At 64.8% G+C, this 26,168-nt stretch carries 20 protein-coding genes and 1 pseudogene; 8 read left to right on the top strand and 13 right to left on the bottom strand.

Annotated features, from left to right (window positions below):
* Positions 1 to 9 precede the first annotated feature (9 nt).
* The 5 genes and pseudogenes from JJC00_RS02640 to JJC00_RS02620 all read left to right on the top strand — a co-directional run bounded on the left by JJC00_RS02640 (position 10) and on the right by JJC00_RS02620 (position 5,243).
* Positions 10 to 1,377 (top strand): murein hydrolase activator EnvC family protein, encoded by a 1,368-nt coding sequence (locus JJC00_RS02640; protein ID WP_200471218.1) that lies wholly within the window; start codon positions 10 to 12, stop codon positions 1,375 to 1,377.
* Positions 1,374 to 2,432: pseudogene (locus tag JJC00_RS02635) on the top strand (S41 family peptidase); the annotation flags it as partial. The gene JJC00_RS02640 and the pseudogene JJC00_RS02635, both read left to right, overlap by 4 nt.
* 447 nt (positions 2,433 to 2,879) lie before the next feature.
* Positions 2,880 to 4,100: a divergent polysaccharide deacetylase family protein gene (locus tag JJC00_RS02630; protein ID WP_200471216.1), complete on the top strand. Its 1,221-nt coding sequence runs from the start codon at positions 2,880 to 2,882 to the stop codon at positions 4,098 to 4,100.
* Positions 4,101 to 4,172: 72 nt separating this feature from the next.
* Positions 4,173 to 4,679 (top strand): RNA pyrophosphohydrolase, encoded by a 507-nt coding sequence (locus JJC00_RS02625; RefSeq protein ID WP_200471215.1) that lies wholly within the window; start codon positions 4,173 to 4,175, stop codon positions 4,677 to 4,679.
* A 63-nt stretch (positions 4,680 to 4,742) separates the two neighbouring features.
* Positions 4,743 to 5,243, top strand: a complete 501-nt coding sequence (locus JJC00_RS02620) for an RNA pyrophosphohydrolase (protein WP_200471214.1) — start codon at positions 4,743 to 4,745, stop codon at positions 5,241 to 5,243.
* A 115-nt stretch (positions 5,244 to 5,358) separates the two neighbouring features.
* On the opposite strand, the gene JJC00_RS02615 is transcribed toward JJC00_RS02620, so the two are convergent.
* From JJC00_RS02615 to JJC00_RS02590, 6 genes are all read right to left on the bottom strand, one after another.
* Positions 5,359 to 7,008 (bottom strand): adenylate/guanylate cyclase domain-containing protein, encoded by a 1,650-nt coding sequence (locus tag JJC00_RS02615; protein ID WP_200471213.1) that lies wholly within the window; start codon positions 7,006 to 7,008, stop codon positions 5,359 to 5,361.
* A 148-nt stretch (positions 7,009 to 7,156) separates the two neighbouring features.
* A complete protein-coding gene (locus tag JJC00_RS02610) occupies positions 7,157 to 7,564 on the bottom strand; it encodes a F0F1 ATP synthase subunit epsilon (protein ID WP_200471212.1) in 408 nt (135 codons plus the stop codon).
* Between the two features lie 92 nt (positions 7,565 to 7,656).
* Positions 7,657 to 9,099 carry a F0F1 ATP synthase subunit beta gene (gene atpD / locus JJC00_RS02605; protein WP_200471211.1) on the bottom strand — a complete coding sequence of 481 codons (1,443 nt, stop codon included), beginning with the start codon at positions 9,097 to 9,099 and terminating at the stop codon, positions 7,657 to 7,659.
* A 52-nt stretch (positions 9,100 to 9,151) separates the two neighbouring features.
* Entirely contained in the window at positions 9,152 to 10,024 is an 873-nt protein-coding gene (locus JJC00_RS02600; protein WP_200471210.1) for a F0F1 ATP synthase subunit gamma, read from the bottom strand.
* A 175-nt stretch (positions 10,025 to 10,199) separates the two neighbouring features.
* Positions 10,200 to 11,729 (bottom strand): F0F1 ATP synthase subunit alpha, encoded by a 1,530-nt coding sequence (atpA, locus tag JJC00_RS02595; RefSeq protein WP_200471209.1) that lies wholly within the window; start codon positions 11,727 to 11,729, stop codon positions 10,200 to 10,202.
* Positions 11,729 to 12,289 carry a F0F1 ATP synthase subunit delta gene (locus tag JJC00_RS02590; RefSeq protein WP_200471208.1) on the bottom strand — a complete coding sequence of 187 codons (561 nt, stop codon included), beginning with the start codon at positions 12,287 to 12,289 and terminating at the stop codon, positions 11,729 to 11,731. Before JJC00_RS02590 ends, atpA begins: the two co-directional genes overlap by 1 nt.
* Positions 12,290 to 13,012: 723 nt before the next feature.
* Here JJC00_RS02590 and JJC00_RS02585 point away from each other — a divergent pair.
* Complete coding sequence (locus JJC00_RS02585; RefSeq protein ID WP_200471207.1) at positions 13,013 to 13,519, top strand: septal ring lytic transglycosylase RlpA family protein; 507 nt, start codon at positions 13,013 to 13,015, stop codon at positions 13,517 to 13,519.
* Between the two features lie 231 nt (positions 13,520 to 13,750).
* Here the strand turns inward: JJC00_RS02585 and JJC00_RS02580 are convergent, their stop codons facing one another.
* Positions 13,751 to 15,961: a primosomal protein N' gene (locus JJC00_RS02580; RefSeq protein ID WP_200471206.1), complete on the bottom strand. Its 2,211-nt coding sequence runs from the start codon at positions 15,959 to 15,961 to the stop codon at positions 13,751 to 13,753.
* A gap of 112 nt (positions 15,962 to 16,073) precedes the next feature.
* Here JJC00_RS02580 and JJC00_RS02575 point away from each other — a divergent pair, with 112 nt between their 5' ends.
* Both JJC00_RS02575 and JJC00_RS02570 read left to right on the top strand, forming a co-directional pair.
* On the top strand, positions 16,074 to 17,039 hold the full coding sequence (locus JJC00_RS02575; RefSeq protein ID WP_200471205.1) for a tyrosine recombinase XerC: 966 nt from the start codon (positions 16,074 to 16,076) through the stop codon (positions 17,037 to 17,039).
* 103 nt (positions 17,040 to 17,142) lie between these two features.
* Positions 17,143 to 17,736 (top strand): DUF4337 domain-containing protein, encoded by a 594-nt coding sequence (locus tag JJC00_RS02570; RefSeq protein ID WP_200471204.1) that lies wholly within the window; start codon positions 17,143 to 17,145, stop codon positions 17,734 to 17,736.
* A 166-nt stretch (positions 17,737 to 17,902) separates the two neighbouring features.
* Here JJC00_RS02570 and JJC00_RS02565 read toward each other — a convergent pair whose 3' ends face one another.
* The 6 genes from JJC00_RS02565 to sucD all read right to left on the bottom strand — a co-directional run bounded on the left by JJC00_RS02565 (position 17,903) and on the right by sucD (position 26,149).
* Positions 17,903 to 18,433 carry a hypothetical protein gene (locus tag JJC00_RS02565; protein ID WP_200471203.1) on the bottom strand — a complete coding sequence of 177 codons (531 nt, stop codon included), beginning with the start codon at positions 18,431 to 18,433 and terminating at the stop codon, positions 17,903 to 17,905.
* Between the two features lie 32 nt (positions 18,434 to 18,465).
* The gene (gene lpdA / locus JJC00_RS02560; protein ID WP_200471202.1) at positions 18,466 to 19,866 is read right to left on the bottom strand and encodes a dihydrolipoyl dehydrogenase; all 1,401 of its coding nucleotides are present in this window, start codon (positions 19,864 to 19,866) and stop codon (positions 18,466 to 18,468) included.
* Positions 19,867 to 19,923: 57 nt separating this feature from the next.
* Positions 19,924 to 20,685: an SDR family oxidoreductase gene (locus JJC00_RS02555; RefSeq protein WP_200471201.1), complete on the bottom strand. Its 762-nt coding sequence runs from the start codon at positions 20,683 to 20,685 to the stop codon at positions 19,924 to 19,926.
* Positions 20,686 to 20,740: 55 nt separating this feature from the next.
* A complete protein-coding gene (gene odhB, locus JJC00_RS02550) occupies positions 20,741 to 21,979 on the bottom strand; it encodes a 2-oxoglutarate dehydrogenase complex dihydrolipoyllysine-residue succinyltransferase (RefSeq protein ID WP_200471200.1) in 1,239 nt (412 codons plus the stop codon).
* 179 nt (positions 21,980 to 22,158) lie between these two features.
* A complete protein-coding gene (locus JJC00_RS02545; protein ID WP_200471199.1) occupies positions 22,159 to 25,128 on the bottom strand; it encodes a 2-oxoglutarate dehydrogenase E1 component in 2,970 nt (989 codons plus the stop codon).
* A 136-nt stretch (positions 25,129 to 25,264) separates the two neighbouring features.
* Positions 25,265 to 26,149, bottom strand: coding sequence for a succinate--CoA ligase subunit alpha (sucD, locus tag JJC00_RS02540; protein WP_200471198.1), 885 nt, complete (start codon positions 26,147 to 26,149; stop codon positions 25,265 to 25,267).
* Positions 26,150 to 26,168 lie beyond the last annotated feature (19 nt).

Genomic DNA, 26,168 nt, shown 5'->3' with positions numbered 1-26,168 from the left:
GCCGACGAGATGCGCGCGCCGATCCTCAATCTCCTGCTGATTGCGAGTTGCGCCGGCGCAAGCCTCTTCGCTGGAGAAAGCCTCGCGCAAGCCCAGACGGCGGCACCGGCGCCACAGACCGCAGCCATCTCGCCCGACGCCATCAAGCAGCGTGAGCAGGAGCTGGAAGCCGCGCGCGCAAGCAAGAAGAGCGCGGAAGAGGCGCAGGCCAAGCTGAAGGCCGAGATCACCTCGCTCGGCCAGGACCGCACCCAGCTCAATCAGCAATTGATCGACACCGCCGCCAATGTCCGAACCGTCGAGACCAAGATCGACGAGGCCGAAGCGCGGCTAAGGACGCTGAACGGCCGCGAGCAGCAGGCGCGCACCTCGCTGGATTCGCGCCGCGCCGATATTGTCGAGGTGCTGGCGGCCCTGCAGCGCGCCGGACGACGCACCCCGCCGGCGCTGCTGGTGCGGCCCGAAGACGCGCTGCAATCGCTGCGCACGGCGATGCTGCTCGGCGCCGTCGTGCCGGAATTGCGCGGCCGCGCCGAGAAGATCGCGAGCGAGCTCGGCGAGCTCGTGGCCCTGCGCAAGAGCATCGCGAGCGAGCGCGACCAGCTCGCCTCCGACCGCGACAAGATCCGCAACGACCAGACCCGGCTCGCGGCCCTGGTCGACGAACGGCAGCGCCAGCAGTCCTCGCGCGAAAAGGACCTCGACGCCGAGAATTCGCGCGCCATCACGCTGTCGAAGCAGGTCGGCGATCTCCAGGGGCTGATCGCCAAGATGGAGCAGGATCTGCAAAGCGCGGCCAAGGCGGCTGAGAAGGCGGCCGAGGCCGCCAAGCAGGCCGAGGCCAAGGAGGCCAAAGCAGCTGCGGCAAACGCGGCCGCCAACGCCAAACCCGGCCCGGCCGTGTTCAAGGATCGCTCCCGGACCAGCCCGGCCATCCTGTTCGCCTCAGCCAAGGGGCTCCTGCCGTTGCCGGTTAACGGTAACAAGATCAGGGACTTTGGCGGTTCCGACGGGGTCGGCGGGGTCCAGAAGGGCATTTCGCTGGCAACCAAGCCCGGTTCGCAAATCACAACGCCGTGCGACGGCTGGGTGGTTTATGCCGGTCCGTTCCGCAGCTATGGACAACTCTTGATCCTCAACGCCGGTGGCGGGTATCATGTCCTGATCGCCGGGATGGAGCGCATTTCGGTCAACATCGGCCAGTTTGTGCTCACGGGGGAGCCGGTCGCGACGATGGGGTCGACCTCTCAAGTCGCCTCCATTCTCGCCACGAACGCGAGTCAACCTGTGCTGTATGTCGAGTTCCGCAAAGACGGCACTCCAATCGATCCAGGCCCATGGTGGGCCGCAAATGAAGGCGAGAAGGTTCGCGGATGATGCGCAAGACTTCAGTTATCCTCCTCAGCGCGGCCACCGGCGCGGCGCTGACGCTGTTCGTGACCCAGCCGCGCGCGGTGTTCATGGGCTCCAGCGCGCGAGCCGCGACCGCCGACACCTATCGCCAGCTCAATCTGTTCGGCGACGTCTTCGAGCGCGTGCGCTCCGACTATGTCGAGAAGCCCGACGACACCAAGCTGATCGAATCCGCCATCAGCGGCATGCTCACGGGTCTCGATCCGCATTCGAGCTACATGGACGCCAAGAGCTTCCGTGACATGCAGGTGCAGACCCGCGGCGAGTTCGGCGGCCTGGGCATCGAGGTCACGATGGAAGACGGCCTGATCAAGGTGGTCTCTCCGATCGACGATACGCCCGCCTCGCGTGCCGGCGTCATGGCCAACGACATCATCACCAATCTCGACGATGAAGCGGTGCAGGGCCTGACCCTGAACCAGGCGGTCGAGAAAATGCGCGGCCCCGTCAACACCAAGATCAAGATCAAGATCATTCGCAAGGGCCAGGACAATCCGATCGACGTCACGCTGGTGCGCGACAACATCCGTGTCCGTTCGGTGCGCGCGCGCGTCGAGGCCGACGACATCGCCTATATCCGCATCACCACCTTCAACGAGCAGACTACCGAGGGCCTGAAGAAGGAGGTCGCCAACCTCTCGACCCAGATCGGCGACAAGCTCAAGGGCTACGTTATCGACCTCCGCAACAATCCGGGCGGCCTGCTCGAGGAGGCCGTCACCGTCTCCGACTCGTTCCTGGAGAAGGGCGAGATCGTCTCGACCCGCGGCCGCAATGCCGAGGAGACCCAGCGCCGCACCGCGCATGCGGGCGACCTCACCAAGGGCAAGCCGGTCATCGTGCTCGTCAACGGCGGTTCGGCCTCGGCGTCTGAAATCGTCGCCGGCGCGCTGCAGGACCACAAGCGCGCGACCATCGTCGGCACGCGCTCGTTCGGCAAGGGTTCGGTGCAGACCATCATCCCGCTCGGCTCGGGCAATGGCGCGCTGCGTCTGACCACTGCGCGCTACTACACGCCGTCGGGCAAGTCGATCCAGGCCAAGGGCATCGTGCCCGACATCGAAGTGCTGCAGGACGTGCCGGACGAGTTGAAGTCCCGCACCGACACCAAGGGCGAAGCTTCGCTGCGCGGCCATCTCAAGAACGACGGCGACGAGAAGACCGGCTCGCAGTCCTACGTTCCGCCGGATGCCAAGGACGACAAGGCGCTCAAGCTCGCCGACGACCTGCTCCACGGCATCAAGAACAGCGCCTCCGCGGCGCCGACGCCGGGCAGCGACAACAAGGGTACGCCGACGGCCGACAGGCCCAAAGCGGCGAACTAGGCGCGATCAACGAGATCTCACGAAAGGGCGGCTCCGGGAGCCGCCCTTTTTGCTTGGATCTCCTGACATCCCGGGCCTATCCCGACCTGCCGCCGCTTGACCTCGGCGTGGTATCGTCGGTGGAGTGATTCGGGATCTCGCATGACTGAAACGGCCGATGATCTGAGCGCCCCGCTCGGACAGGACCAGCCGCGCCGGAAACGGCGGTTGCGGCTGCCGTTCACGGCCATGCAGCTACTGGCGGTCATGCTCGGCCTGTTCCTGGTCGCCTTTGCCGGCTTCGCCATTTTCAACAAGGATCCGCTCGGCGGCGAGCCGATGACGCGGATCGCGATCCGCGATCCGAAAGCTGCCGAGGAGAAGCCCGCGGCCGGCCATGGCGAGCAGCCCCCTCAGGAGAGCAAGCCCGCGACCAAGGAGGCGCCGAAAGAGGCCGCCTCCAGCGAGCACAAGACTGTCACCATGATCGACGGCTCAACCGGCGCGCGCCACGACGTGGTGATCGGCGCAGGCGACGTCGCCGACAAGGGCGAGGCGGCTTCCGCGCCGCCGCCCGTCATGGCCGGGATCGATCCAAAACTGCTGGAGAAATCCCGCTACGGCATGATTCCCGTGATGTCAGGCGATCTCAAGCCGTTCAACGTCTACGCCGCCGAGGCCGACCGCGCCAAGGCCGCGAAAATGCCTGTGGTGGCGATCGTGATCGGCGGCCTCGGCGTTGGCGCCGCCAAGACCACCGATGCGATCATGAAGCTGCCGGGCGCGGTGACGCTGGCCTTCACGCCCTATGGCGCCGACCCCGGCAAGCTCGCCGAACGCGCCCGCGCCCAGCGCCACGAGATCTTCCTGCAGATCCCGATGGAGCCCTACGACTTCCCGGACAACGATCCCGGGCCGCAGACGCTGCTGACCTCGCTCACCGCCGACCAGAACACCGACCGCCTGTACTGGCACCTGAGCCGGATGCAGGGCTATGTCGGCATCACCAATTTCATGGGCGCCCGCTTCGTCGCGACGGAGCCGGCGATGCAGCCGATCATCCGCGAGGCCTCCAAGCGCGGCCTCGGCTTCTTCGACGACGGTTCCTCGCCCCGCAGCATCGCGCCGCAGGCCGCAGGAAGCCTGGGTGTTCCCTTCGGCAAGGGCGACATCGCGCTCGACGCGGTGCCAACGCCGACCGAGATCGACCGTGCCCTGAACAAGCTGGAAGCGGTCGCCCGGGAACGCGGCGTCGCCGTCGGCACCGCCTCTGCGCTACCCGTCTCGATCGAGCGGGTCGGCGTCTGGATCAAGACATTGAGTGACCGGGGTATCCTTTTGGTGCCATTGACAACCGCGATGCTGAAATCAAAATCCAGCTAAATCAACAAATTGGTACGCTACGGGCCCGAGCGCCCAAAGGGCGTTCCGGCAGCACGCGAGGGGTTTGGCGGAATGGCGCGTTATGAGGATCTGCCCTACCGAACCTGCGTCGGAGTGATGCTGATCAATGCGAAGGGTCTGGTGTTCATCGGTCGTCGTGCCGGCGGCATCGAGCATGTCGACGACAGCCACGTCTGGCAGATGCCCCAAGGCGGCGTCGATCCCGGCGAGGACAATTGGGCCGCCGCGAAGCGCGAGCTCTATGAAGAGACAAGCGTGCGCTCGATCGAGCGGCTCGGCGAGGTTGCGGACTGGCTGATCTACGACATCCCGCGCACGGTGGCGGGGCGCGCCTGGAAAGGCCGGTTCCGCGGCCAGCGCCAGAAATGGTTCGCGGTACGCTTCACCGGCAAGGACAGCGAGATCAACGTCGAGAAGCCCGGCGGCGGCGGCCACAAGGCCGAGTTCGTCAGCTGGCGCTGGGAACCGATGAAAAACCTCCCGCAGCTGATCATCCCGTTCAAGCGCCCGGTCTACGAGCGCGTGGTGAAGGAATTTTCCGCACTCGCCGATGACTAAATCAAATTGTCATCCCGGCTTTGGTGCTAAGGCATCGCCGGACTGACAATGAAAGATCCCCGCGTGACGAACGAAAAACCCTACCGCCCCAACGTGGGCATCGCGCTGTTCAATGCCGACGGCCGTGTGCTGATCGGGCACCGCTTCAAGGGCGATGGCCCCGAGATCATTTTGCCGGGGCTCGACTGGCAGATGCCGCAGGGCGGTGTCGACGAGGGCGAGGTCTTGCGCGATGCCGCCATGCGCGAGCTCTGGGAGGAGACCAGCGTCGTCAGCGCCGACTATCTCGGCGAGACCGACTGGCTCACCTACGAATTCCCGCCCTATGACGGCCCGCAGACGCATCGGCTGGCCAAATTTCGCGGCCAGCGCCAAAAATGGTTCGCACTGCGTTTCACCGGCAAGGATGACGAGATCGATCCGCTGACGCCGCGCAACGACCAGCCTGCGGAATTCGACGCCTGGCGCTGGGAGCGGCTCGACCGTGTCGCCGAGATCGTGGTGCCGTTCCGCCGCGAGGTCTATCGCGCCGTGGCCGAGCGGTTTGCGCCCTTCGCAAACTGAAACCGCGAAAACAACCCCATGCACAGTAGCCGGCGGTTGCCGGCGTGATCCGCGGTGGTCTTTACGAAGCAACTGATAGGTCAGCCGAAATCAGCGAAAGCGCGCAACGATCGCCCTAGTTCGTCGGCCCGACCGTGAACGGGCCGATCGCGATCACGTGGCAGTCGCTGTCGTGTTTGACGCAATCGGCCAGCGCGCCGTTGACGGCGGTTTGCTCGTCCGCGGCCTTCAGGCCGAGGCCGGGACGGCCCGCGGTGCCGACGGCGACCGCGTTCCAGCCCATGCCGTCGCCGAGCTTGCGCGCGACGTCGTCGCGCGCATCGGCCACGATCGAGGAATTGGTCGCGGCGTGGAAGAAGCCGTTGGGCTTGAGCAAGGTCGGGATCGGCACGACGAAATTGTCGTCGACCGCCACGATCATGCAGGCCGTGTTGGCGATCGCGCCGCAGGACTCCAGCGAGCGCCGCGTCGTTTCGTCGACCGAGGCCGCGCCCAGCACCATGAAATATTGTCCGTTCGGCCCGAGCGCGACCGAACGCGATTTTGCCGCCGGCGCGTAGATGTTCTCGACGCGAGTTCTGGCCTGATCGCGCAGCATCGGAAAGTCTTTCGACACGAACGGGCGCTCGGTCATGGCGTCGTGCCGCACCCAGGGCTGCTGCGGCATCGGCGGACTGCCGTGGCTGTACACGACCTTGTTGCCGACCGCATAGAGCTCGCAGCGCCGCGGCGATTGCGCGGCGTCCGCGCGCTTCTGGCACTGGTCGAGCGCCGCATTGCGCGCGGCCTCCTCGTTCGGCTGATTGAGCGCGGAGCCATTGAAGCCGCCGATGTTCAGGGCGAAGGCCTTGTAATCGCCGCCGGCGGCATATTCGTTGCTGAGATAGGCACGCTGGCGCTCGCCGATGAACGGCACCGCGTCCACGGCGATCTTGCCGCCTGATGCAGCCGGCGGCGACAAGCTCGGCGTCGCGCCCGCCGCGGCAATCTGCGTCGGCGTCGGCGAGGGCTCCGGCGCCTTTGTCGCGATCGTCGGGGTCGGGCTCGGCGCGGGCGCTGTGACCGGGCTCGACGAAGGCGCAGCCGCAGTCGACGACAGCTGCGTGGTCTCGAGCTTGGTGAAATAGAGGAAGCCGCCGACGCCGATGGCGACGACGGAGACCACGCCGACCACCAGCGGCCACATCCAGTTCGGCGCGGGCTCCGCCTTGGCGGCCTTCTTCAGCTGCGGCGTCGCATAAGTCCCGTCCTCGCGCCGCATCGCCACCATATAGGCGTGCACCGGCGTCGGGATGTTCTTCACTTCCTGCGCGCCGATGTCGGCGAACTGCACCGACAGCTTGTTGGCGACCTGCTCATGCACGGCACGGGAGACGCAGATGCCACCGACCTCGGCCAGCCCTTCGAGCCGGGCTGCGATGTTGACGCCGTCGCCGAGGAGATCACCGTCGCGCTCGACCACGTCGCCGATGGTGATGCCGATGCGGAACGACATCTGCCGGCTCGGAGGATAGGCCATGTTGCGGGTTCGCAAGCTTTCCTGGATGTCGATCGCGCAGCGCACCGCGTCGACCGCGCTCGGGAATTCCGCGAGCACGGCATCGCCTGCGGTGTTGAAGATCCGGCCGTTCGCTTTTGCGATGAAATCGTCAACGACAGAGCGATAGGACGCCAGACGCCGCAGCGTCTCTTCCTCGTCTTCGGCGACCAGCCTCGAGTAACCGGCAATATCGGCTGCAAAGATCGCTGCGATCTTGCGTTTCATCTGCTACCCGCCCCGGAACAAAATTCGCTGGCGCAGAATGCCGCCATCTCCGGCGCAGTGCAACAAAGTTTCAGCGCCCGCCACTTTCGTGACGAGCGCTGAACTTGTTCAGGAATTTCTGGTGAGCCCCGAAGCGGTGCCCCGGGGCTTAGTGCATAGCCGTCGTGTTGAGCTGCTGCTGGATGCTCTTGAAGTGATCGAGCCGCTCGATGGCCTGATCGAGCTCGCTGCCTTCGTGCTCCTTCAGCCCCTCTTCCATCTCCGAGATGGTCTCGGCGAACCGGGCGCGGTCGAGCTCAGCCAGCGACGTCGCGACGTCGGCGAGCACGGTCAGGCCCTTCTCGGAGACTTCGGCAAGACCGCCGAGCACGATGATCTTCTCGTGCCTGCCGCCGGAGGTGACGGTGAGAATGCCGGGGCGGATCGCTGCCACAACCGGCGCATGACCCGCCAGCACACCGAAATCACCCTCGACGCCGGGAATGTCGACCTGATCGACTTCGCCGGAGAACGCGAGCTTTTCCGGAGAGACGAGATCGAAGTGGAAGGTGGCCATGGTGTACCTGCGAGTAGCGAATAGCGAATGGCGAGTAGCGAACTGAGTGGGAGCGCGTGTCTATTCGCTACTCCCTATTCGCCATTCGCCCCTCAGGCGGCTTCCGCCGCCAGCTTCTTGCCCTTCTCGACCGCCTCTTCGATGGTGCCGACCATGTAGAAGGCGGCTTCCGGCAGGTGGTCATACTTGCCTTCGCAGAGGCCACGGAAGCCCTTGATGGTGTCCGCGAGGTCGACGAACTTGCCGGGCGAGCCGGTGAAGACTTCGGCGACGTGGAACGGCTGCGACAGGAAGCGCTCGATCTTGCGGGCGCGGGCCACCGTCAGCTTGTCCTCTTCCGAAAGCTCGTCCATGCCGAGAATGGCGATGATGTCCTGCAACGACTTGTAGCGCTGCAGCACCTGCTGGACCTGACGCGCGGTGTCGTAGTGCTCCTGACCGACGACGAGCGGCGAAAGCATGCGCGAGGTCGAGTCGAGCGGGTCCACCGCGGGGTAGATGCCCTTTTCCGAGATCGCACGGTTCAGCACGGTGGTGGCGTCCAAATGCGCGAACGAGGTCGCGGGCGCCGGGTCGGTCAAGTCGTCGGCCGGAACGTAGATGGCCTGCACCGAGGTGATCGAGCCCTTCTGCGTGGTGGTGATGCGCTCCTGCAGCGCGCCCATGTCGGTGGCGAGCGTCGGCTGATAACCCACCGCCGACGGAATACGGCCGAGCAGCGCCGACACTTCCGAGCCGGCCTGCGTGAAGCGGAAGATGTTGTCGACGAAGAACAGCACGTCCTGGCCCTGGTCGCGGAAGTGCTCGGCGACGGTCAGGCCGGTGAGGCCGACACGGGCGCGCGCACCCGGCGGCTCGTTCATCTGGCCGAACACCAGCGCGCACTTCGATTTCACGCTCGGATCCGGATTGTGCGGATCGGCGTTGACCTTGGACTCGATGAACTCGTGATAGAGGTCGTTGCCCTCGCGGGTACGCTCGCCGACGCCGGCGAACACGGAATAACCGCCGTGCGCCTTGGCGACGTTGTTGATCAGCTCCTGAATCAGCACGGTCTTGCCGACGCCGGCGCCACCGAACAGGCCGATCTTGCCGCCCTTCGCATACGGGGCAAGAAGATCGACGACCTTGATGCCGGTGACGAGAATTTCAGCTTCGGTCGACTGGTCGGTGTAGGTCGGCGCTTCCTGGTGGATGGCGCGGTTGCCTTCGGACTGGATCGGACCCGCTTCGTCGATCGGCTCGCCGATGACGTTCATGATGCGGCCGAGCGTACCGGCGCCGACCGGAACCGAGATCGGCTGACCGGTGTCGGTCACTTCCTGGCCGCGCACCAGACCCTCAGTCACATCCATCGCGATCGTGCGCACGGTGGACTCACCGAGATGCTGCGCAACTTCCAGCACGAGGCGGATATTGCCGTTCTTGGTTTCCAGCGAATTGAGAATGGCCGGAAGATGGCCCTCGAACTGAACGTCGACGACGGCGCCCATGACCTGGGTGACGCGACCGACCGGGTTAGCTGCTGTAGCCATGAAGCTCTCCTTCGAAATTCTGTACTTGAACGACCGTCGTTTGGTTCGTGCGTCAGACCGCCTCGGCGCCGGAGATGATCTCGATCAGCTCCTTGGTGATCTGGGCTTGACGGGTTCGGTTGTAGATCTGGGTTTGCTTGCGGATCATTTCGCCGGCGTTGCGGGTGGCGTTGTCCATCGAGCTCATCTGCGCGCCGTAGAACGAGGCGTTGTTTTCCAGCAGCGCGCGGAAGATCTGGACCGCGAGGTTGCGCGGCAGCAGGCCGGCGAGAATCTCGTCCTCTTCCGGCTCGTATTCGTAGGACGTGATGTTGGCGGCGGCGCCCGCCTCGACGACCAGCGGGATGACCTGCTGGGCGGTCGGGATCTGCGCGATCACCGAGCGGAAGCGCGAATAGAACAGCGTGCAGACGTCGAACTCGCCGGCGTCGAAGCGCGCCAGAACCTTCTTGGCAATGTCCTCGGCGTTGACGAAGCCGAGCTGGCGAACGCCGCGCAGGTCGAGGTGCTCGACGATCTGCTTGTCGAACAGGCGGCGGAGCTGCTCATAACCCTTGCGGCCGACGCAGAAGAATTTCACTTCCTTGCCCTGCGCGATCAGCGCCTGCGCGCGCTCGCGGGCGAGACGCACGATCGAGGAGTTGAAAGCGCCGGACAGGCCGCGCTCGCCGGTGCAGACCAGCAGCAGGTGAACCTGGTCGCGGCCGGTGCCGGCCAGCAGCGGCGGCGCGCCGGGCGAGCCCGCAGCAGCGCTGGCGATATTGGAAATCACCGCGCTCATCTTGTCGGCATAGGGCCGCGCCGCCTCGGCCGCCTGCTGCGCGCGGCGCAATCTGGACGCCGCGACCATCTGCATGGCCTTGGTGATCTTCTGCGTCGCCTTGGTCGAGGCGATGCGAACCCGCATGTCTTTAAGTGACGCCATTCTTCGTTCACCCCGGCGATCAGCCTGTGGCTGGACCGCGACCCTATCCTGTCGTCATGTCCGGGCTCGTCCCGGGCATCCACGTCTTTGTCATCCACGCACTAAGGCGTGGATGGCCGGGACATCAAATGCGAAGACGCGCTTCGCGCTTTAGCCCGGCCATGACGCTTCTTTATTACACGAAGCTCTTCGCGAAGCCTTCGACCACCGACTTCAGCTTGGCGGCACTGTCGTCGGAGAGGTCACGGCTGTCGCGGATCGCATTGAGGATCTCGACGTTCTTGCCGCGCAGCAGCGACAACAGACCGTCTTCGAACGCGCGCACCTTGTTGACGGGCAGCGGATCGAGATAGCCGTTGGTGCCAGCCCAGATCACGCAGACCTGCTCTTCCATCTTCAGCGGCGAGAATTGCGGCTGCTTCAGCAGCTCGGTGAGGCGCGAGCCGCGATTGAGCAGGCGCTGCGTCGAGGCGTCGAGGTCGGAGCCGAACTGCGCGAACGCCGCCATTTCGCGGTACTGCGCCAGCTCGCCCTTGATCTTGCCGGCGACCTTCTTGGTGGCCTTGGTCTGCGCCGAGGAGCCGACGCGCGACACCGACAGACCGACGTTCACCGCGGGACGGATGCCCTGGAAGAACAGGTCGGTTTCCAGGAAGATCTGGCCGTCGGTGATCGAGATGACGTTGGTCGGGATGTAGGCCGACACGTCGTTGGCCTGGGTTTCGATGACCGGCAGCGCCGTCAGCGAGCCCGAGCCCTGGTCCTTGTTCAGCTTCGCCGCGCGCTCGAGCAGGCGGGAGTGCAGATAGAACACGTCGCCGGGATAAGCTTCGCGGCCCGGCGGGCGGCGCAGCAGCAGCGACATCTGGCGGTAGGCGACGGCCTGCTTGGACAGATCGTCATAGATGATGACGGCGTGCATGCCGTTGTCGCGGAAATACTCGCCCATGGTGCAGCCGGTGAAGGGCGCGATGTACTGCATCGGCGCGGGATCCGACGCGGTCGCGGCGACGATGATCGAATATTCCAGCGCGCCCTGCTCTTCCAGCACCTTGACGAACTGGGCAACGGTCGAACGCTTCTGGCCGATCGCGACATAGACGCAGTACAGCTTGATGTTCTCGTCGGGCTGCGCGTTGAGCGGCTTCTGGTTCAGGATGGTGTCGAGCGCGATCGCGGTCTTGCCGGTCTGGCGGTCGCCGATGATCAGCTCGCGCTGACCGCGGCCGATCGGGATCAGGGCGTCGATCGCCTTGAGGCCGGTCGCCATCGGCTCGTTCACCGACTTGCGCGGGATGATGCCGGGCGCCTTGACGTCGACGCGCATGCGCTTGTCGGCCTGGATCGGGCCCTTGCCGTCGATCGGGTTGCCGAGCGCGTCGACGACGCGGCCGAGCAGGCCCTTGCCGACCGGCGCGTCCACGATGGCGCGGGTGCGCTTGACGGTCTGGCCTTCCTTGATCTCGCGGTCGGCACCGAAAATAACGACGCCGACGTTGTCGGTTTCGAGGTTCAGCGCCATGCCGCGGGTGCCGTTCTCGAACTCGACCATTTCACCGGCCTGGACGTTGTCCAGACCGTAGACGCGGGCGATACCGTCGCCGACGGACAGCACCTGTCCGACTTCGGAGACTTCAGCTTCCTGGCCGAAATTCTTGATCTGGTCCTTGAGGATCGCGGAAATTTCCGCGGCGCGGATGTCCATCAGCCTGCCTCTTTCATCGCGTGCTTGATCGAATTGAGTTTGGTGCGAAGCGAACTATCGATCATGCGGCTGCCAAGCTTCACGACGAGGCCACCGATGATCGAGGGATCGATCTTCACGTTGAGCGCGACGTCCTTGCCGGTCACCGACTTCAGGGCAACCTTGAGGGCGTCGAGATTCTTGTCCGAGAGCGCTTCCGCGACCGTGACATCCGCCGTCGCCTCGCCCTTGAACCTGGCGACAAGGGCGCGGTAGGCGCGGATGACGTCACCCACCACGAACAGGCGGCGGTTGGCGGTCAGCACTTTCAGGAAATTGGCGGAGATGCCGGCGATGCCCGCCTTGTCCAGGACGGCCGAGAGGGCCTTGGACTGGGCGTCAGCCGCGAAAACCGGACTGCGGACGAGGCGCTTGAGATCAGCGCTTTCGTTCAGCAGCCCCTCGAACTTGTCGAGATCGGCTTTGACCTCGTCGACCACCTTCTGGTCGCGGGCCAGTTCAAACAAGGCCGTTGCATAACGGCCGGACACACCTGAAACGGACGTATCTTCTGCAGCCACAGACGCGCTCTTTTAGCTGTCAAATTCGCAAGGGAAAAACCGTCGCCACAACGCGGCGCCTAGCGATCCAAGCCCTTGGAATTCAAGCGGGACTTTGATTCTCGGCCGACACGGGACGTGCCGGGTCCGTTAAAATCGCGGCTTTGCTAACATAGCAGGCGCGCACGTGCAACATGACGGCAACTTAAAGGCTCGGCTGTTGCTCGCCAGTTCGTCGCACGCCGGGATGATCAATGGCTGACCTGCCGGGGACTGCCAAAACTTGCAAGGCACGCTATCGAGCGGAGCGTCCCCCTTGGGCGATAGCGTGTGACTATCGTTTGGGGCTCCTGCCACGTCACGGAATTGCCGCGAGTGTTACGGCCCTAACACGGCCATTCGTTCCTGCCCTCAGCGCATAGCGGCCATGAACACGGCTCGCTGAGCCGTGACCTTGAGCTCGCCGACCACGTCCCCCGAATACTTACCGAATTCTAAACAGCGAGAAAAACGACTTCGTTTTACAGTATTCGAAAATAATAACTTCGTTAACAAATCGTTAAAGCGAAAGATTACGAGATATCCCGGGAATATCCCCACGGGTCACAAGATATTTCAACGCGACACATAGCGGAACTACTGCCCAATTCATGCCTCATTGCGAAAGGAAACGCCAACCCGCTCACAAACTGATGGGGGCTCCACTAGCCACATATGTGGCAATACTAGCGTAGGGACCACTAAATGCTGTCTTTGAAGACGCTGGGCACTGTGACCCGGCCGCGTACGGCGATTGCTTTCGTCGCCGCAACTCTCGTCATCGGTGGAACTGCCACCGAAGCTTCCGCAAAATCCAGGCATCACCACCGCTATTCTCACCATCACCGCCACCACACCCAGGAGGATGCCAACGCGACCTCCGATTGGCGCAATGCCAATGCGTCGATGACGCCGTCGTCGGGCACCGGCCGCTCCTTCTCCGGCATGGCCTCGTTCTATGGCAACGAGTCCGGCAGCCGCACCGCGTCGGGCCAGCGCTTCAACCAGAACGCCATGACCGCGGCGCACCGTTCGCTGCCGTTCGGCACCAAGCTGCGCGTCACCCATGGCGGCTCGAGCGTCATCGTCACCATCAATGACCGTGGCCCGTTCGTGCGCGGCCGCGTGCTCGACCTCTCCACCGGCGCTGCCCGCGCCATCGGCCTCACCGGTGCCGGCGTCGGCCGTGTCACCGCGGAAGTCGTCTCCTAACGGCGTTCGACGCGCCTTATCCCGCACGCGCAGTTTTCATCATCGTCCGCAGGGACATGAGCAGTTTGATGCGCGCGTGAAACAGGCCCGTGGTCTTGGGGGACCACGGGCTTTTTGCGTTCTGTCATTCCGGGGCACGCCAAGCGTGAACCCGGAATCTCGAGATTCTCTGGTGCGCAAGTGCGCACCACAGTTCGATGCTGCGCATCGCCCCGGAATGACAGCGGAGGCCTACAAAAAACTCTGCGGATCGACGTCGACCTCGAGCTTCTGATTCCCCTTCGGCTTCGGGCATACCGCGAGCCAGTTCCGCAGATAATCCGACAGGTCGAAACCGCGCGCCGATTTCACCAGGATGCGGAAGCGGTAGCGGCCCTTGATCACGGCGAGCGGGGCTTCCGCCGGGCCCAGCACCACCACACGCTCGTCGCGCGGCGCCAGCGCAACGAGACGGCGGCCCAGGCCCTCCGCGCTCGGACGATCGCCCGCGGAAATGATCAGGCTCGCAAGGCGCCCGAATGGCGGATAGAGCGTGCGCTCGCGCAGGTCGATCTCGCTGTCGTAGAAGGCCTCGCGGTCGCAGGCGATCAGCGCCTTCATCACGGGATGATCCGGCTGATGGGTCTGGAGATAGCCGACGCCGCGGCCCTGCTCGCGTCCGGCGCGGCCGATCACCTGGTTGAGCAATTGCCAGGTGCGTTCCGCCGCGCGCGGATCGCCATTGCTTAAGCCCAGATCCGCATCGACCACGCCAACCAGATTGAGCCGCGGGAAATTGTGGCCCTTGGCGACGAGCTGCGTGCCGATGATGATATCGACACGGCCCTCCGCGATCTCGGCTAGCTCGCTGCGCATCGTCTCGATCGAGGTGATGAGGTCGCTCGACAGCACCATGGTGCGCGCGTCCGGGAACAGCGCGGCCGCCTCCTCCTGCAAGCGCTCGACGCCGGGGCCGACCGCAACCAGCGATTCCTCCGCCGCGCAATGCGGGCACGTGTGCGGACGCGGCATCGAGAAGCCGCAATGATGGCAGACCAGGCGCTGGCGAAAGCGATGATCCACCAGCCAGGCGTCGCAGATGGTGCAGGCGAAGCGATGGCCGCAGGCGCGGCAGAGTGTCAGCGGCGCATAGCCGCGGCGATTGAGGAACAGCAGCGCCTGCTCGCGCTTTTCGATCGCCTTTCTGATCTCGCCGGCCAACCGCGGCGAGATGAACCGGCCGCGCGCCGGCGGCTCGCGGCGCATGTCGATCGCCTCGATATGCGGCATGTGCTGACCGCCGAAGCGCGACGGCAGCGCGATGCGCTGATAGCGGTTCTTGCGCGCATTGACCTCGGACTCGACCGACGGCGTTGCGGACGCCAGCACGATCGGGATCTTGGCGATATGCGCGCGCACCACCGCCATGTCGCGGGCGTGATAATGCACGCCTTCGTCCTGCTTGTAGGCTTGGTCGTGCTCTTCATCGACCACGATGAGGCCGAGATTGGCATAGGGCAGAAACAGCGCCGAACGCGCGCCGACCACGACCGGCGCGGTGCCTTCCGAGATCGCCGCCCAATTGCGCGCGCGGGTGCGCGGCGTGAGCTCTGAGTGCCACTCGATCGGCCGCACGCCAAAACGCTGCGCGAAGCGGTCGAGGAACTGGCCGGTCAGCGCGATCTCCGGCATCAGGATCAGCGTCTGCTTGCCGCGGCGGATCGATTCCGCAATCGCCTCGAAATAGACCTCGGTCTTGCCTGAGCCGGTGACACCGTCGAGCAACGCGACGTGGAAGCTGCCGTTGGCCGCGAGCGCGCGCATCGCATCGACGCCGGCACGCTGCTGCGGCGAAAAATCCGGCCGGCCGAAATCCGGATCGGGCGCCGGTGGCGGAGGCGGCGGCGGCATCGGCTCGACCGTCAGCGTGCCTTCATCGACGAGGCCGTCGATCACGCCGGCCGAGACGCCCGCTTCCTTAGCGGCCTCCGATTTGCCGTGCAGCAGCCGATCCGACAGCACCTCCATCAGGCGCTGGCGCGCCGGCGTCAGTCGTTTCGGGGGATCTCCGACCAGGCGCACACCGGCACGGACCCGCTCGGGACCGAGGTTCTCGCCCATGCGCAGGCACATGCGCAGCACCATGCCGCGCGGGCTCAGCGTGTAATTGGCGACCCAGTCCACGACCGCGCGCAGCTCATCCTTCAGCGGCGGAAGATCGAGCTTTTCGTTGACCTCCTTGAGGCGGTTGTGCAGGCGCGGATCGGGATTGGCGTTTTCCGCCCAGACCACGGCGAGCACCTCGCGGGGCCCGAGCGGCACGCCGACGAGATCGCCGGCCTTCAGCTCCATGCCGCGCGGCACCTTGTAGGAATAGGTCTGGTCGAGCGCGACCGGCACCAGCACGTCGACCATGCGGGTCGCGTTGGCGAGGGCGGTCGTGGTGCGCGACGAATGATCCATGAGGGGAGAATCGGAACCTTGGGGCTTTGAGGCTAGCGCCCCGGGGCGGCCTTAGCGAACAGTAAACCGGTGTGATGCGATATACTGTGCGGAATCATTACGTCCAGAGCGCATGAGCAAAGCGGCCGCCCCTCCAATCGAGCTCGCCAGCGCCGATCCCTCGATCGCGCAGGAGATGGCGCGCTGGCTGGCGCATCTCGGCGCCGAGCGGCGGCTGTCGCCGAAGACTCTGGAGGCCTATGGCCGCGACTTGCGGCAGTGCCTAGATTTCCTCTGCCGTCATTGGGGCGAACGCGTCACGCTAGCCCGTTTTGCGTCACTGGAAGCCACCGATGTCCGCGCCTTCATGGCGATGCGCCGTGCCGACGATATTGCCGGCCGTTCCCTGATGCGCGCGCTGGCGGGCCTGCGCTCGTTCGGCCGCTTCCTCGAGCGCGAAGGCAAAGGCAAGGTCGGAGCACTCTCCGCAATCCGCGCGCCGAAAGTCGCAAAAACCTTGCCGAAGCCGTTGCCGATGGCATCGGCAAAACGCCTGGCCGACGCCGACGAGCGCGCCGGTGAAGACCGCGAGACCTGGATTTTGGCACGCGACGCCGCCGTGATGGCCCTGCTCTATGGCTCGGGCTTGCGCATCTCCGAGGCCCTCGGCCTGAAGCGCCGCGAGGTGCCGAAGGCAGGCGAAGGCGACGTGCTCATCGTCACCGGCAAAGGCAACAAGACGCGCATGGTGCCGGTGCTGCAAAACGTGCTCGCGCTGGTGCAGGAATATGTCGCGATGTGCCCGCACGCGCTGCCGCCGGAAGGACCGATCTTCGTCGGCGCGCGCGGCGGTCCGCTCAGCCCGCGCATCATCCAGCTCGCAATGGAGCGTCTGCGCGGCGCGCTCGGGCTACCCGACAGCGCTACGCCGCATGCGCTGCGACACTCTTTCGCCACGCATCTGCTGTCGCGCGGCGGCGATCTGCGCGCGATCCAGGAATTGCTCGGCCATTCCTCACTCTCGACCACGCAGATCTATACCGGCATCGATTCCGAACGGCTGCTGGAAGTCTATGCAAGCGCGCATCCGCGCCGTTGATTCCTGACATCAAGCTGTCATAGCCGGCTCCTGCCCCGCATGCCTCTTGCGTAGGCCGCGCGGTTCGGTCAAATCGTTGCGGAACCGACACAGGAGGGGACTCATGAGCGCACACGAAAGCATGGAGCACGCCGAGCATGCCGAGCATGCATCCGGCGAGAACAAGAAGATCGCCCTTCTGATCGCGGTGCTGGCGCTGTTCCTGGCGATCTCGGAAACGCTCGGCAAGGGCGCCCAGACCGAGTCGATCAGCAAGAACGTCGAGGCCTCCAATCTCTGGGCATTCTTCCAGGCCAAGAGCATTCGCCGCACGGTGGTCCAGACCGCCGCCGACCAGGGCAAGCTGACATTGGGCGCCGCCACCGACGACGCCATGAAGGCCGCCGTGCAGAAGCAGATCGACGACTGGCAGAAGACGGCGGCGCGCTACCGCTCCGAGCCCGAGACCGGCGAAGGCACCGAGCAGCTCGCCGAGAAGGCCAAGGAAGCCGAGCACGTGCGCGACGAGGCGACCGCGAAATATCATCACTTCGAGCTGGCGTCGGCCGCGTTCCAGATCGGCATCGTGCTGGCGTCGGCCACCATCATCACCGGCATGCTGCCGCTCGCCTGGGTCGCCGGCCTGTTGACGCTCGCCGGACTCGGCATGACCGTGCTCGGCGCATGGTGGCCGCATTTGTTGCATCTGCACGGGTAGGTGAGTTCGGCATCCATTTCAATTCCGTCATCCTGAGGTGCAAGGAGCGCAGTGCGTTAGCACTGTGCTCGGAGCCTCGAAGGATGAACGGCCGAGATGCAGCCGGGCCGTCGCCCTTCGAGGCTCGCCGAAGGGGCGAGCACCTCAGGATGACGGTGAGACATAATCACCGCGCCTCGTGCACGCTTTTGCGAAAGCGCTGGATCAGACGCAGCGTGCGCGAGGACCAGCCTTCGCCGTTGCCCGTGATCAGCTCGCGAATGCGCCGCTTGACAGGCTCGACCAGCTCGGTCGCCTTGGCGCGCACTTTCAGCACCAGCTCGTAGAGCCGCTCGAACCAGCGCATCTCCAGCAGCTTGTCGCGCGTGACGTCGAACACGAAGGCGGTGACACCGACGCCGAGCATCTTTGCGAACAGGATCGTGAAGAGCGCGCTGGTCCAGTATTCATGTGTGAGCAGCCACAGGCCGACCAGCTTGAGCGGAAACAGCGGGATGATCGGGACGGCGAAGACGATCAACGTCATCGCCGGAGAAAGTGCGTCGACGCGCTCCGACAGCCATGACTTGAACCGGGCAAGCGGGATCAGTGCGACCACCCGCGCGACGATCGGTTCGAGGTGGTCCCACAGCCAGGCTTCGATCAGAAAGATGATCGCCAGCAGGACCCAGACCGGTTGAAGAAGGCGGCGCAGCATATGTTTCCCGCCCGATTCGGCCCTGGGCAAACCTACATATGGATGGCCCGCTTGCCGACTGCAAGCGCGGCTTCCTTGATCGCTTCCGAGCGGGTCGGATGCGCATGGCAGGTGCGGGCGAGATCTTCCGCACTGCCCCCGAACTCCATGAGAACGCAGGCTTCATGGATCATTTCGCCGGCCTCAACGCCGATAATGTGCACTCCGAGCACGCGATCGGTCTTCGCATCTGCGAGAATCTTCACGAAGCCATCGGTGGTCTGGTTGACCTTGGAGCGGCCGTTGGCGGTAAAGGGAAACTTCCCGACGGTATAAGCGATGCCCGCCTGCTTCAGCTCCTCCTCGGTCTTGCCGACGGAGGACACTTCCGGGGTGGTATACACCACGCCTGGGATAACGTCGTAATTCACGTGGCCGGCCTGGCCCGCGATGATCTCCGCAACGGCCACGCCTTCATCCTCGGCCTTGTGCGCGAGCATCGGGCCCGCGACGACGTCGCCGATGGCATAAACGCCCTTGAGGCTGGTGGCGAAATGCGGATCGATCTGCACACGACCACGGGGATCGAGCGCGACGCCGGCTTCCTTCAGACCCAGGCCATCGGTGTACGGCACGCGGCCGATGCAGACGAGCACGACGTCGGCTTCGATGGTCTCGGCCGCACCGCCCGCAGCCGGTTCGATTTTCGCAAGCAGTGCCTTGCCGTTCGCTTCGACGCCGGTGACCTTCGAACCAAGCTTGAACGCAAATCCCTGCTTTTCGAGGATGCGCTGGAACTGCTTCGCGATCTCGCCGTCCATGCCGGGCAGGATGCGATCGAGGAATTCGACGACCATGACTTCGGACCCGAGTCTGCGCCACACCGAGCCAAGCTCGAGGCCGATCACACCGGCGCCGATGACCAGCAATCTGCCTGGCACCTTGTCCAGCGACAGCGCGCCGGTCGACGACACGATGCGCTTCTCGTCGATCTCGATGCCTTTGAGGCGCGCGATGTCCGAGCCCGTGGCAATCACGATGTTCCTGGTCTCGATCACCTGCGACTTGCCGTCGGCGGAGACTTCGACCTTGCCGGTGCCGAGAATCTTGCCGGTACCCTTGAGCACGTCGACCTTGTTCTTCTTCATCAGGAACTCGACGCCCTTGACGTTGCCGTCGATGCCCTGCTGCTTGAAGTTCATCATCGCCGGCAATTCGAGCTTCGGCGCGGAGACGCTGACGCCCATCTTGGCGAAGGAGTGGCCGGCTTCCTCGAACATCTCGGAGGCGTGCAGCAGCGCCTTCGACGGCATGCAGCCGACATTGAGGCAGGTGCCGCCGAGCGTGGCGTTCTTTTCGACCACGGCGACTTTCATGCCGAGCTGGCTTGCGCGCACCGCGCAGACATAACCGCCAGGTCCGGTGCCGATGACGACGAGATCGTAGGTAGCCATGAGAGAAAGTCCCGTAAGTTTAGCGTGGTGAGGATGTGTCAGCGTCCGCGCGGCGCGTCAGCGTCCGCCGGACACATCGAGAATGGCTGAGGTGACGTAAGAGGCATCGTCCGACATCAGCCAGACGATGGCATTGGCGATTTCATCCGCAGTGCCGACGCGCTTCATCGGCACCAGATGGGCCAGGCGATGGTGCCGGTCGGGCTCACCACCGGAGGCGTGGATTTCGGTGTCGATCAGGCCGGGGCGGATGCCCGCGACGCGAATGCCCTCGCCGGCAACCTCGTAACCGAGGCCGATGGTGAAGGAATCGATCGCGCCCTTGGACGCGGCATAGTCGACATAGGTGTTCGGTGCGCCGAGCTTGGCAGCAACCGATGACAGATTGACGATGACGCCGCCTTGGCCGCCGTGCTTGGTCGACATCCGCTTGACGGCTTCGCGCGCGCAGAGAATGGAGCCGGTGACGTTGACTGCCATCACGCGCTGGATGCGCTCGGCCGACATCTCGTCGACGCGCACGCCGCTTTTGCCGACGATGCCGCCATTGTTGACGAGCGCGCCGAGCGTGCCGAACTTGTCGGCTTGCTTGAACAGGTCGATGATGTCGCTTTCCTCGGCGACGTCGCACTTCACCGCGATCGCCTTGCCATTGCTGGCCTCGATCTCGGCGACAGCCTCGTCGGCGGCCGTCTTGTTGCTGGCATAGCCGACGACGACACGGTAGCCGCGCGCGGCCGCCGCAATCGCGGTCGCACGACCAATGCCGCGACTGCCGCCGGTGATGACAACGACCTTATCCGTCACGCGCGCCTCCATGGTTCGACACGCGCCGTCGCGCGAGAGGGCGACAGCGCTCGCAAAGCATCGGGGATCAGAGATCGAGCACCAGGCGCGCCGGATCTTCCAGGCTCTCCTTGACGCGAACCAGGAAAGTGACGGCTTCCTTGCCGTCGATCACGCGGTGATCGTAGGACAGCGCCAGATACATCATCGGGCGCACCTCGACCTTGCCGCCGACCACCATCGGCCGCTCCTGGATCTTGTGCATGCCGAGGATGCCGGACTGTGGCGCATTCAGGATCGGGGTCGACATCAGCGAGCCGTAGATGCCGCCATTGGTGATGGTGAAGGTGCCGCCCTGCATCTCGTCGATCTTGAGCTGGCCGTCACGGGCGCGGCGACCGAAATCGGCGATGCCCTTCTCGATGTCGGCGATCGACTTGTTGTCGCAGTCGCGCACCACGGGCACGACGAGGCCCTTGTCGGTGCCGACGGCGACGCCGATGTGGTAGTAGTTCTTGTAGATCAGGTCGGTGCCGTCGATCTCGGCGTTGACGGCGGGGATGTCCTTCAGCGCCTGCACCACGGCCTTGGTGAAGAAGCCCATGAAGCCGAGCTTCGAGCCGTGCTTCTTCTCGAACGCGTCCTTGTAGTGCGCCCGCAACGCCATGACGTTGGTCATGTCGACCTCGTTGAAGGTCGTGAGCATGGCCGCGGTGTTCTGCACGTCCTTGAGGCGGCGCGCGATGGTCTGGCGCAGGCGGGTCATCTTGACGCGCTCTTCGCGGGCGGCGTCATCGGCCGGCGAGGGCGCGCGAACCTGGACGGCGGCGGCGGGCTGGTTGACCGGGGTCGGGGCAGAGGCCGCGCGCTCGATCGCGGCGAGCATGTCGCCCTTGGTGACGCGGCCGTCCTTGCCGGAGCCCGGAACGGTCGAGGCGTCGATGCCGGTCTCGGCGGAAAGTTTTCGCACGGAAGGCGCGAGCGGTGCGTCGGCCGGCGGCGCCTTCGGCGCGGCGGGAGCAGCAGCCGGAGCCGCGGCGGCAGGCGCCGGCGCAGCAGCAGCGGGCTTGGCGGCCGGCTTGGCGCCGGCGGCACCGTCGGTGATCTGGCCGAGCAGCGCACCAACGGCAACCGTCGTGCCATCGGCGGCGATGATTTCGCTCAGCGTGCCCGCGGACGGCGCCGGGACTTCGATGGTGACCTTGTCGGTCTCGAGCTCCACCAAGGGCTCGTCGACGGCGACGGCGTCGCCAGCCTTCTTGAACCAGCGGCCGATGGTGGCCTCGGTGACGGATTCGCCGAGCGTCGGCACACGAATTTCAGTCATGGTCTTTTCCTTAATCGTTTTTTGGCCGTCATCGTCCGCCTTGTGCGCAGTTGCGCACTGGGGCGGACGATCCAGTACTCCGTGACGATCGTGGATCAGAACGGACGCCGCGGCGTACTGGATGCCCCGCCCTTGTGCGCGATTGCGCACTGGGCGGGGCATGACAATTGGAATTTCGGTTAGCTCAGTGCTTCGTCCAGGAACGCCTTCAACTGCGCCTGATGCTTGGACATCAGACCAGTGGCGGTCGCGGCGGAAGCGGCGCGGCCGACATAACGCGGACGCCGGCTCACGCCGTTCACCTGGTTCAGCACCCATTCCAGATAGGGCTCGATGAAGTGCCAGGCACCCATGTTGCGGGGCTCTTCCTGGCACCAGATCACTTCCGCCTTCTTGAAGCGGGACAGCTCGGCCACCAGCGCCTTCAGCGGCACCGGATAGAGCTGCTCGACGCGCATCAGGTAGATGTCGTCGATGCCGCGCTTCTCGCGCTCCTCGTAGAGGTCGTAATAGACCTTGCCCGAGCACAGCACGATGCGGCGGATCTTGTCGTCCGGAACGAGCTTGATCGCCTCGTTCGGCAGCATCTGGGCATCATCATAGAGGATGCGGTGGAAGGTCGTATCCTTGGCGAGCTCCTCCAGACGCGACACGGCCCGCTTGTGACGCAGCAGCGATTTCGGCGTCATCACGATCAGCGGCTTGCGGATCTCGCGATGCAGCTGGCGGCGCAGCACGTGGAAGTAGTTCGCCGGCGTGGTCGGGTAGACCACCTGCATGTTGTCTTCCGCGCACATCTGCAGGTAACGCTCCAGACGCGCCGAAGAGTGCTCCGGTCCCTGGCCCTCATAGCCGTGTGGCAGCAGGCAGACGAGGCCGGACATGCGCAGCCATTTGCGCTCGCCTGAGGAGATGAACTGGTCGAACACGACCTGCGCGCCGTTGGCGAAGTCGCCGAACTGGGCTTCCCACAGGGTCAGCGTGTTCGGCTCGGCGAGCGAGTAGCCGTATTCGAAGCCGAGCACGGCCTCTTCCGACAGCAACGAGTTGATGACCTCGTAGTGGCCCTGCTCGTGGCCGAGATGGTTGAACGGCGTGTAGCGGCTCTCGTCCTCCTGGTCGATCAGGACCGAGTGACGCTGCGAGAAGGTGCCGCGCTCCGAATCCTGTCCGGACAGACGGACGTGATGGTTCTCGTTCAGCAGCGTGCAGAACGCCAGCGCCTCGCCGGTCGCCCAGTCGATGCCCACGCCGGTGTCGATCGCCTTGGCGCGGTTGTCGAGGAAGCGCTGGATGGTGCGGTGAACGCGGAAACCGTCCGGGACCTTGGTGATCTTGCGGCCGATTTCCTTGAGCTCAGCCGTGCCGACCCCGGTGACGCCGCGCCGTGCATCTTCTTCCTGATCGGCGATCTTGAAGCCAGACCACTTGCCGTCGAGCCAGTCAGCCTTGTTCGGCTTGTAGGAGGTGCCGGCCTCGAACTCGGCATCGAGCCGCGCGCGCCAGTCGGCCTTGGCCTTGTCGACCTCGCCCTCGGTCATCACGCCTTCGCTGATCAGGCGGCGGGCGTAGAGCTCGAGCGTCGTCGGATGAGCCGCGATCCTCTTGTACATCACCGGCTGGGTGAAGGCCGGCTCGTCGCCCTCGTTATGGCCATGCCTGCGGTAGCAGAACATGTCGATGACGACGGGCTTGTGGAATTTCTGCCGGAATTCGGTCGCGACCTTGGCCGCGAACACCACGGCTTCCGGATCGTCGCCGTTCACGTGGAAAATCGGCGCGTCGATCATCTTCGCCACGTCAGACGGATAGGGCGAGGAGCGCGAGTAGCGCGGATAGGTGGTGAAGCCGATCTGGTTGTTGACGATGAAGTGCACGGAGCCGCCGGTGCGGTAGCCCTTCAGGTCCGACAGACCGAAGCATTCCGCGACCACGCCCTGGCCGGCGAACGCCGCGTCGCCATGCATGAGCAGCGGCATCACCGAGATGCGCTGGTCCGGCGGATCGCCATGCTGGTCCTGCTTGGCGCGGACTTTTCCGAGCACGACGGGATCGACGATCTCGAGATGCGAGGGGTTCGCGGTCAGCGACAGATGGATACGATTGCCGTCGAACTCGCGGTCCGAGGACGCACCGAGGTGATATTTGACGTCGCCCGAGCCTTCGACCGCGTCGGGATTGGCCGAGCCACCCTTGAATTCGTGGAACAGCGCCCGATGCGCCTTGCCCATCACCTGCGTCAGCACGTTGAGGCGGCCGCGATGCGGCATGCCGACCACGACTTCCTTCACGCCGAGATTGCCGCCGCGCTTGATGATCTGCTCGAGCGCCGGGATCAGCGATTCACCGCCATCGAGGCCGAAGCGCTTCGTGCCGGTGAACTTGGTGTCGCAGAACTTCTCGAAGCCTTCGGCTTCGACCAGCTTCATCAGGATCGCGCGCCGGCCTTCGCGGGTGAACGAGATCTCCTTGTCCGGACCCTCGATGCGCTCCTGGATCCAGGCCTTCTGCGCGGCGTTGCTGATGTGCATGAATTCGACGCCGAGCGTCTGGCAGTAGGTGCGCTCGCAGATCGCGGTGATTTCGCGCAAGTTGGCGTATTCAAGCCCGAGCACGTGATCGAGGAAGATCTTGCGGTCGAAATCGGCTTCGCCGAAGCCGTAGGTGCGCGGGTCGAGCTCTTCGCGGTTGCGCGGGGCTTCGATGCCGAGCGGATCGAGCTTGGCGTGGAAGTGGCCGCGCATGCGATAGGAGCGGATCAGCATCAGGGCGCGGACGGAGTCGCGCGTGGCCTGGAGCACGTCGGCTGAGGAAATGTCAGCGCCCTTGTCGCCGCCCTTGGCCTGCGCCTTGGCGGCGATTTTGGCACCGACCGCCTTCTCCACCTCGGCCCAGTTGCCGTCGAGGGCGGAGGTCAGATCGTCCGTCGGGGCCAGCGGCCAGTTGGCGCGCTCCCAGGACGGGCCCTCGGCGTTCTTCCGGACGTCGGCGGGCTGGTCGTTGAGGCTCTTGAAGAACTCCTGCCACTCGGCGTCGACCGAGGACGGGTCCTTCTCGTAGCGGGCGTAGATTTCGTCGATGTAGGTGGCGTTGATGCCCTGCAAAAAGGAGGAGAGGGCAAAGGCTGCGTTCGCGTCTTGGCGAGACATACTTGAGTTCCTGGCGATTTTGGTTCGCGCATAACAAACGGCGCTGGCGCTGAGCTCCCGGCAGAGGCTCAGCGCGACAGGCACCATTTATCCTATTTGCTGCGAAACTTCGCCCGGAAAAGTACGAAGGAGTGAATTAGCCCTTCAATTTTTCGGCAAGCGTATGGCCGAGGCGGGCGGGAGACGGCGACACTGTAATCCCTGCGGATTTCATGGCGTCGGTCTTGGAACCGGCGTCGCCCTTGCCACCCGAAATGATCGCACCGGCGTGGCCCATGCGGCGGCCGGGAGGTGCGGTGACGCCGGCGATGAAACCGACCATCGGCTTCTTGCGGCCGCGCTTGGCCTCGTCCTTGAGGAACTGGGCGGCGTCTTCCTCGGCGGAACCGCCGATCTCGCCGATCATGATGATCGATTCGGTCTTGCGGTCGGCCAACAGCATTTCCAGCACGTCGATGAACTCGGTGCCCTTGACCGGATCGCCGCCGATGCCGACCGCGGTGGTCTGGCCGAGGCCTTCCTGGGAGGTCTGGAACACGGCTTCGTAAGTGAGCGTGCCGGAGCGGGAGACGATGCCGACGGAGCCGGTCTTGAAGATGTTGGCCGGCATGATGCCGATCTTGCACTCGCCGGCGGTCATGACGCCCGGGCAGTTCGGTCCGATCAGGCGCGACTTGGAGGCGGCGAGCGAGCGCTTCACGCGCACCATGTCGATAACGGGGATGCCTTCGGTGATGCAGACGATTAGCGGGACCTCGGCGTCGATGGCTTCGCAGATCGCATCGGCCGCGCCCGGCGGCGGCACATAGATCACCGACGCATCGGCGCCGGTCTTCTCGCGCGCCTCGCGCACGGTGTCGAACACCGGCAGGCCCAGATGCGTCGCGCCGCCTTTGCCCGGCGAGGTGCCGCCGACCATCTTGGTGCCATAGGCAATCGCGGCCTCCGAATGGAAGGTGCCGTTCTTGCCGGTAAAGCCCTGGCAGATGACCTTGGTGTTCTTGTCGATCAGGATGGACATGGAGGTCTGCTTTCGCGAA

It is taken from the genome of Bradyrhizobium diazoefficiens, assembly GCF_016616885.1.
Taxonomy (GTDB): Bacteria; Pseudomonadota; Alphaproteobacteria; order Rhizobiales; family Xanthobacteraceae; genus Bradyrhizobium; species Bradyrhizobium diazoefficiens_F.
Note: the sequence above shows the minus strand (reverse complement) of the source record. Positions and strands in the feature narration are given on the sequence as shown.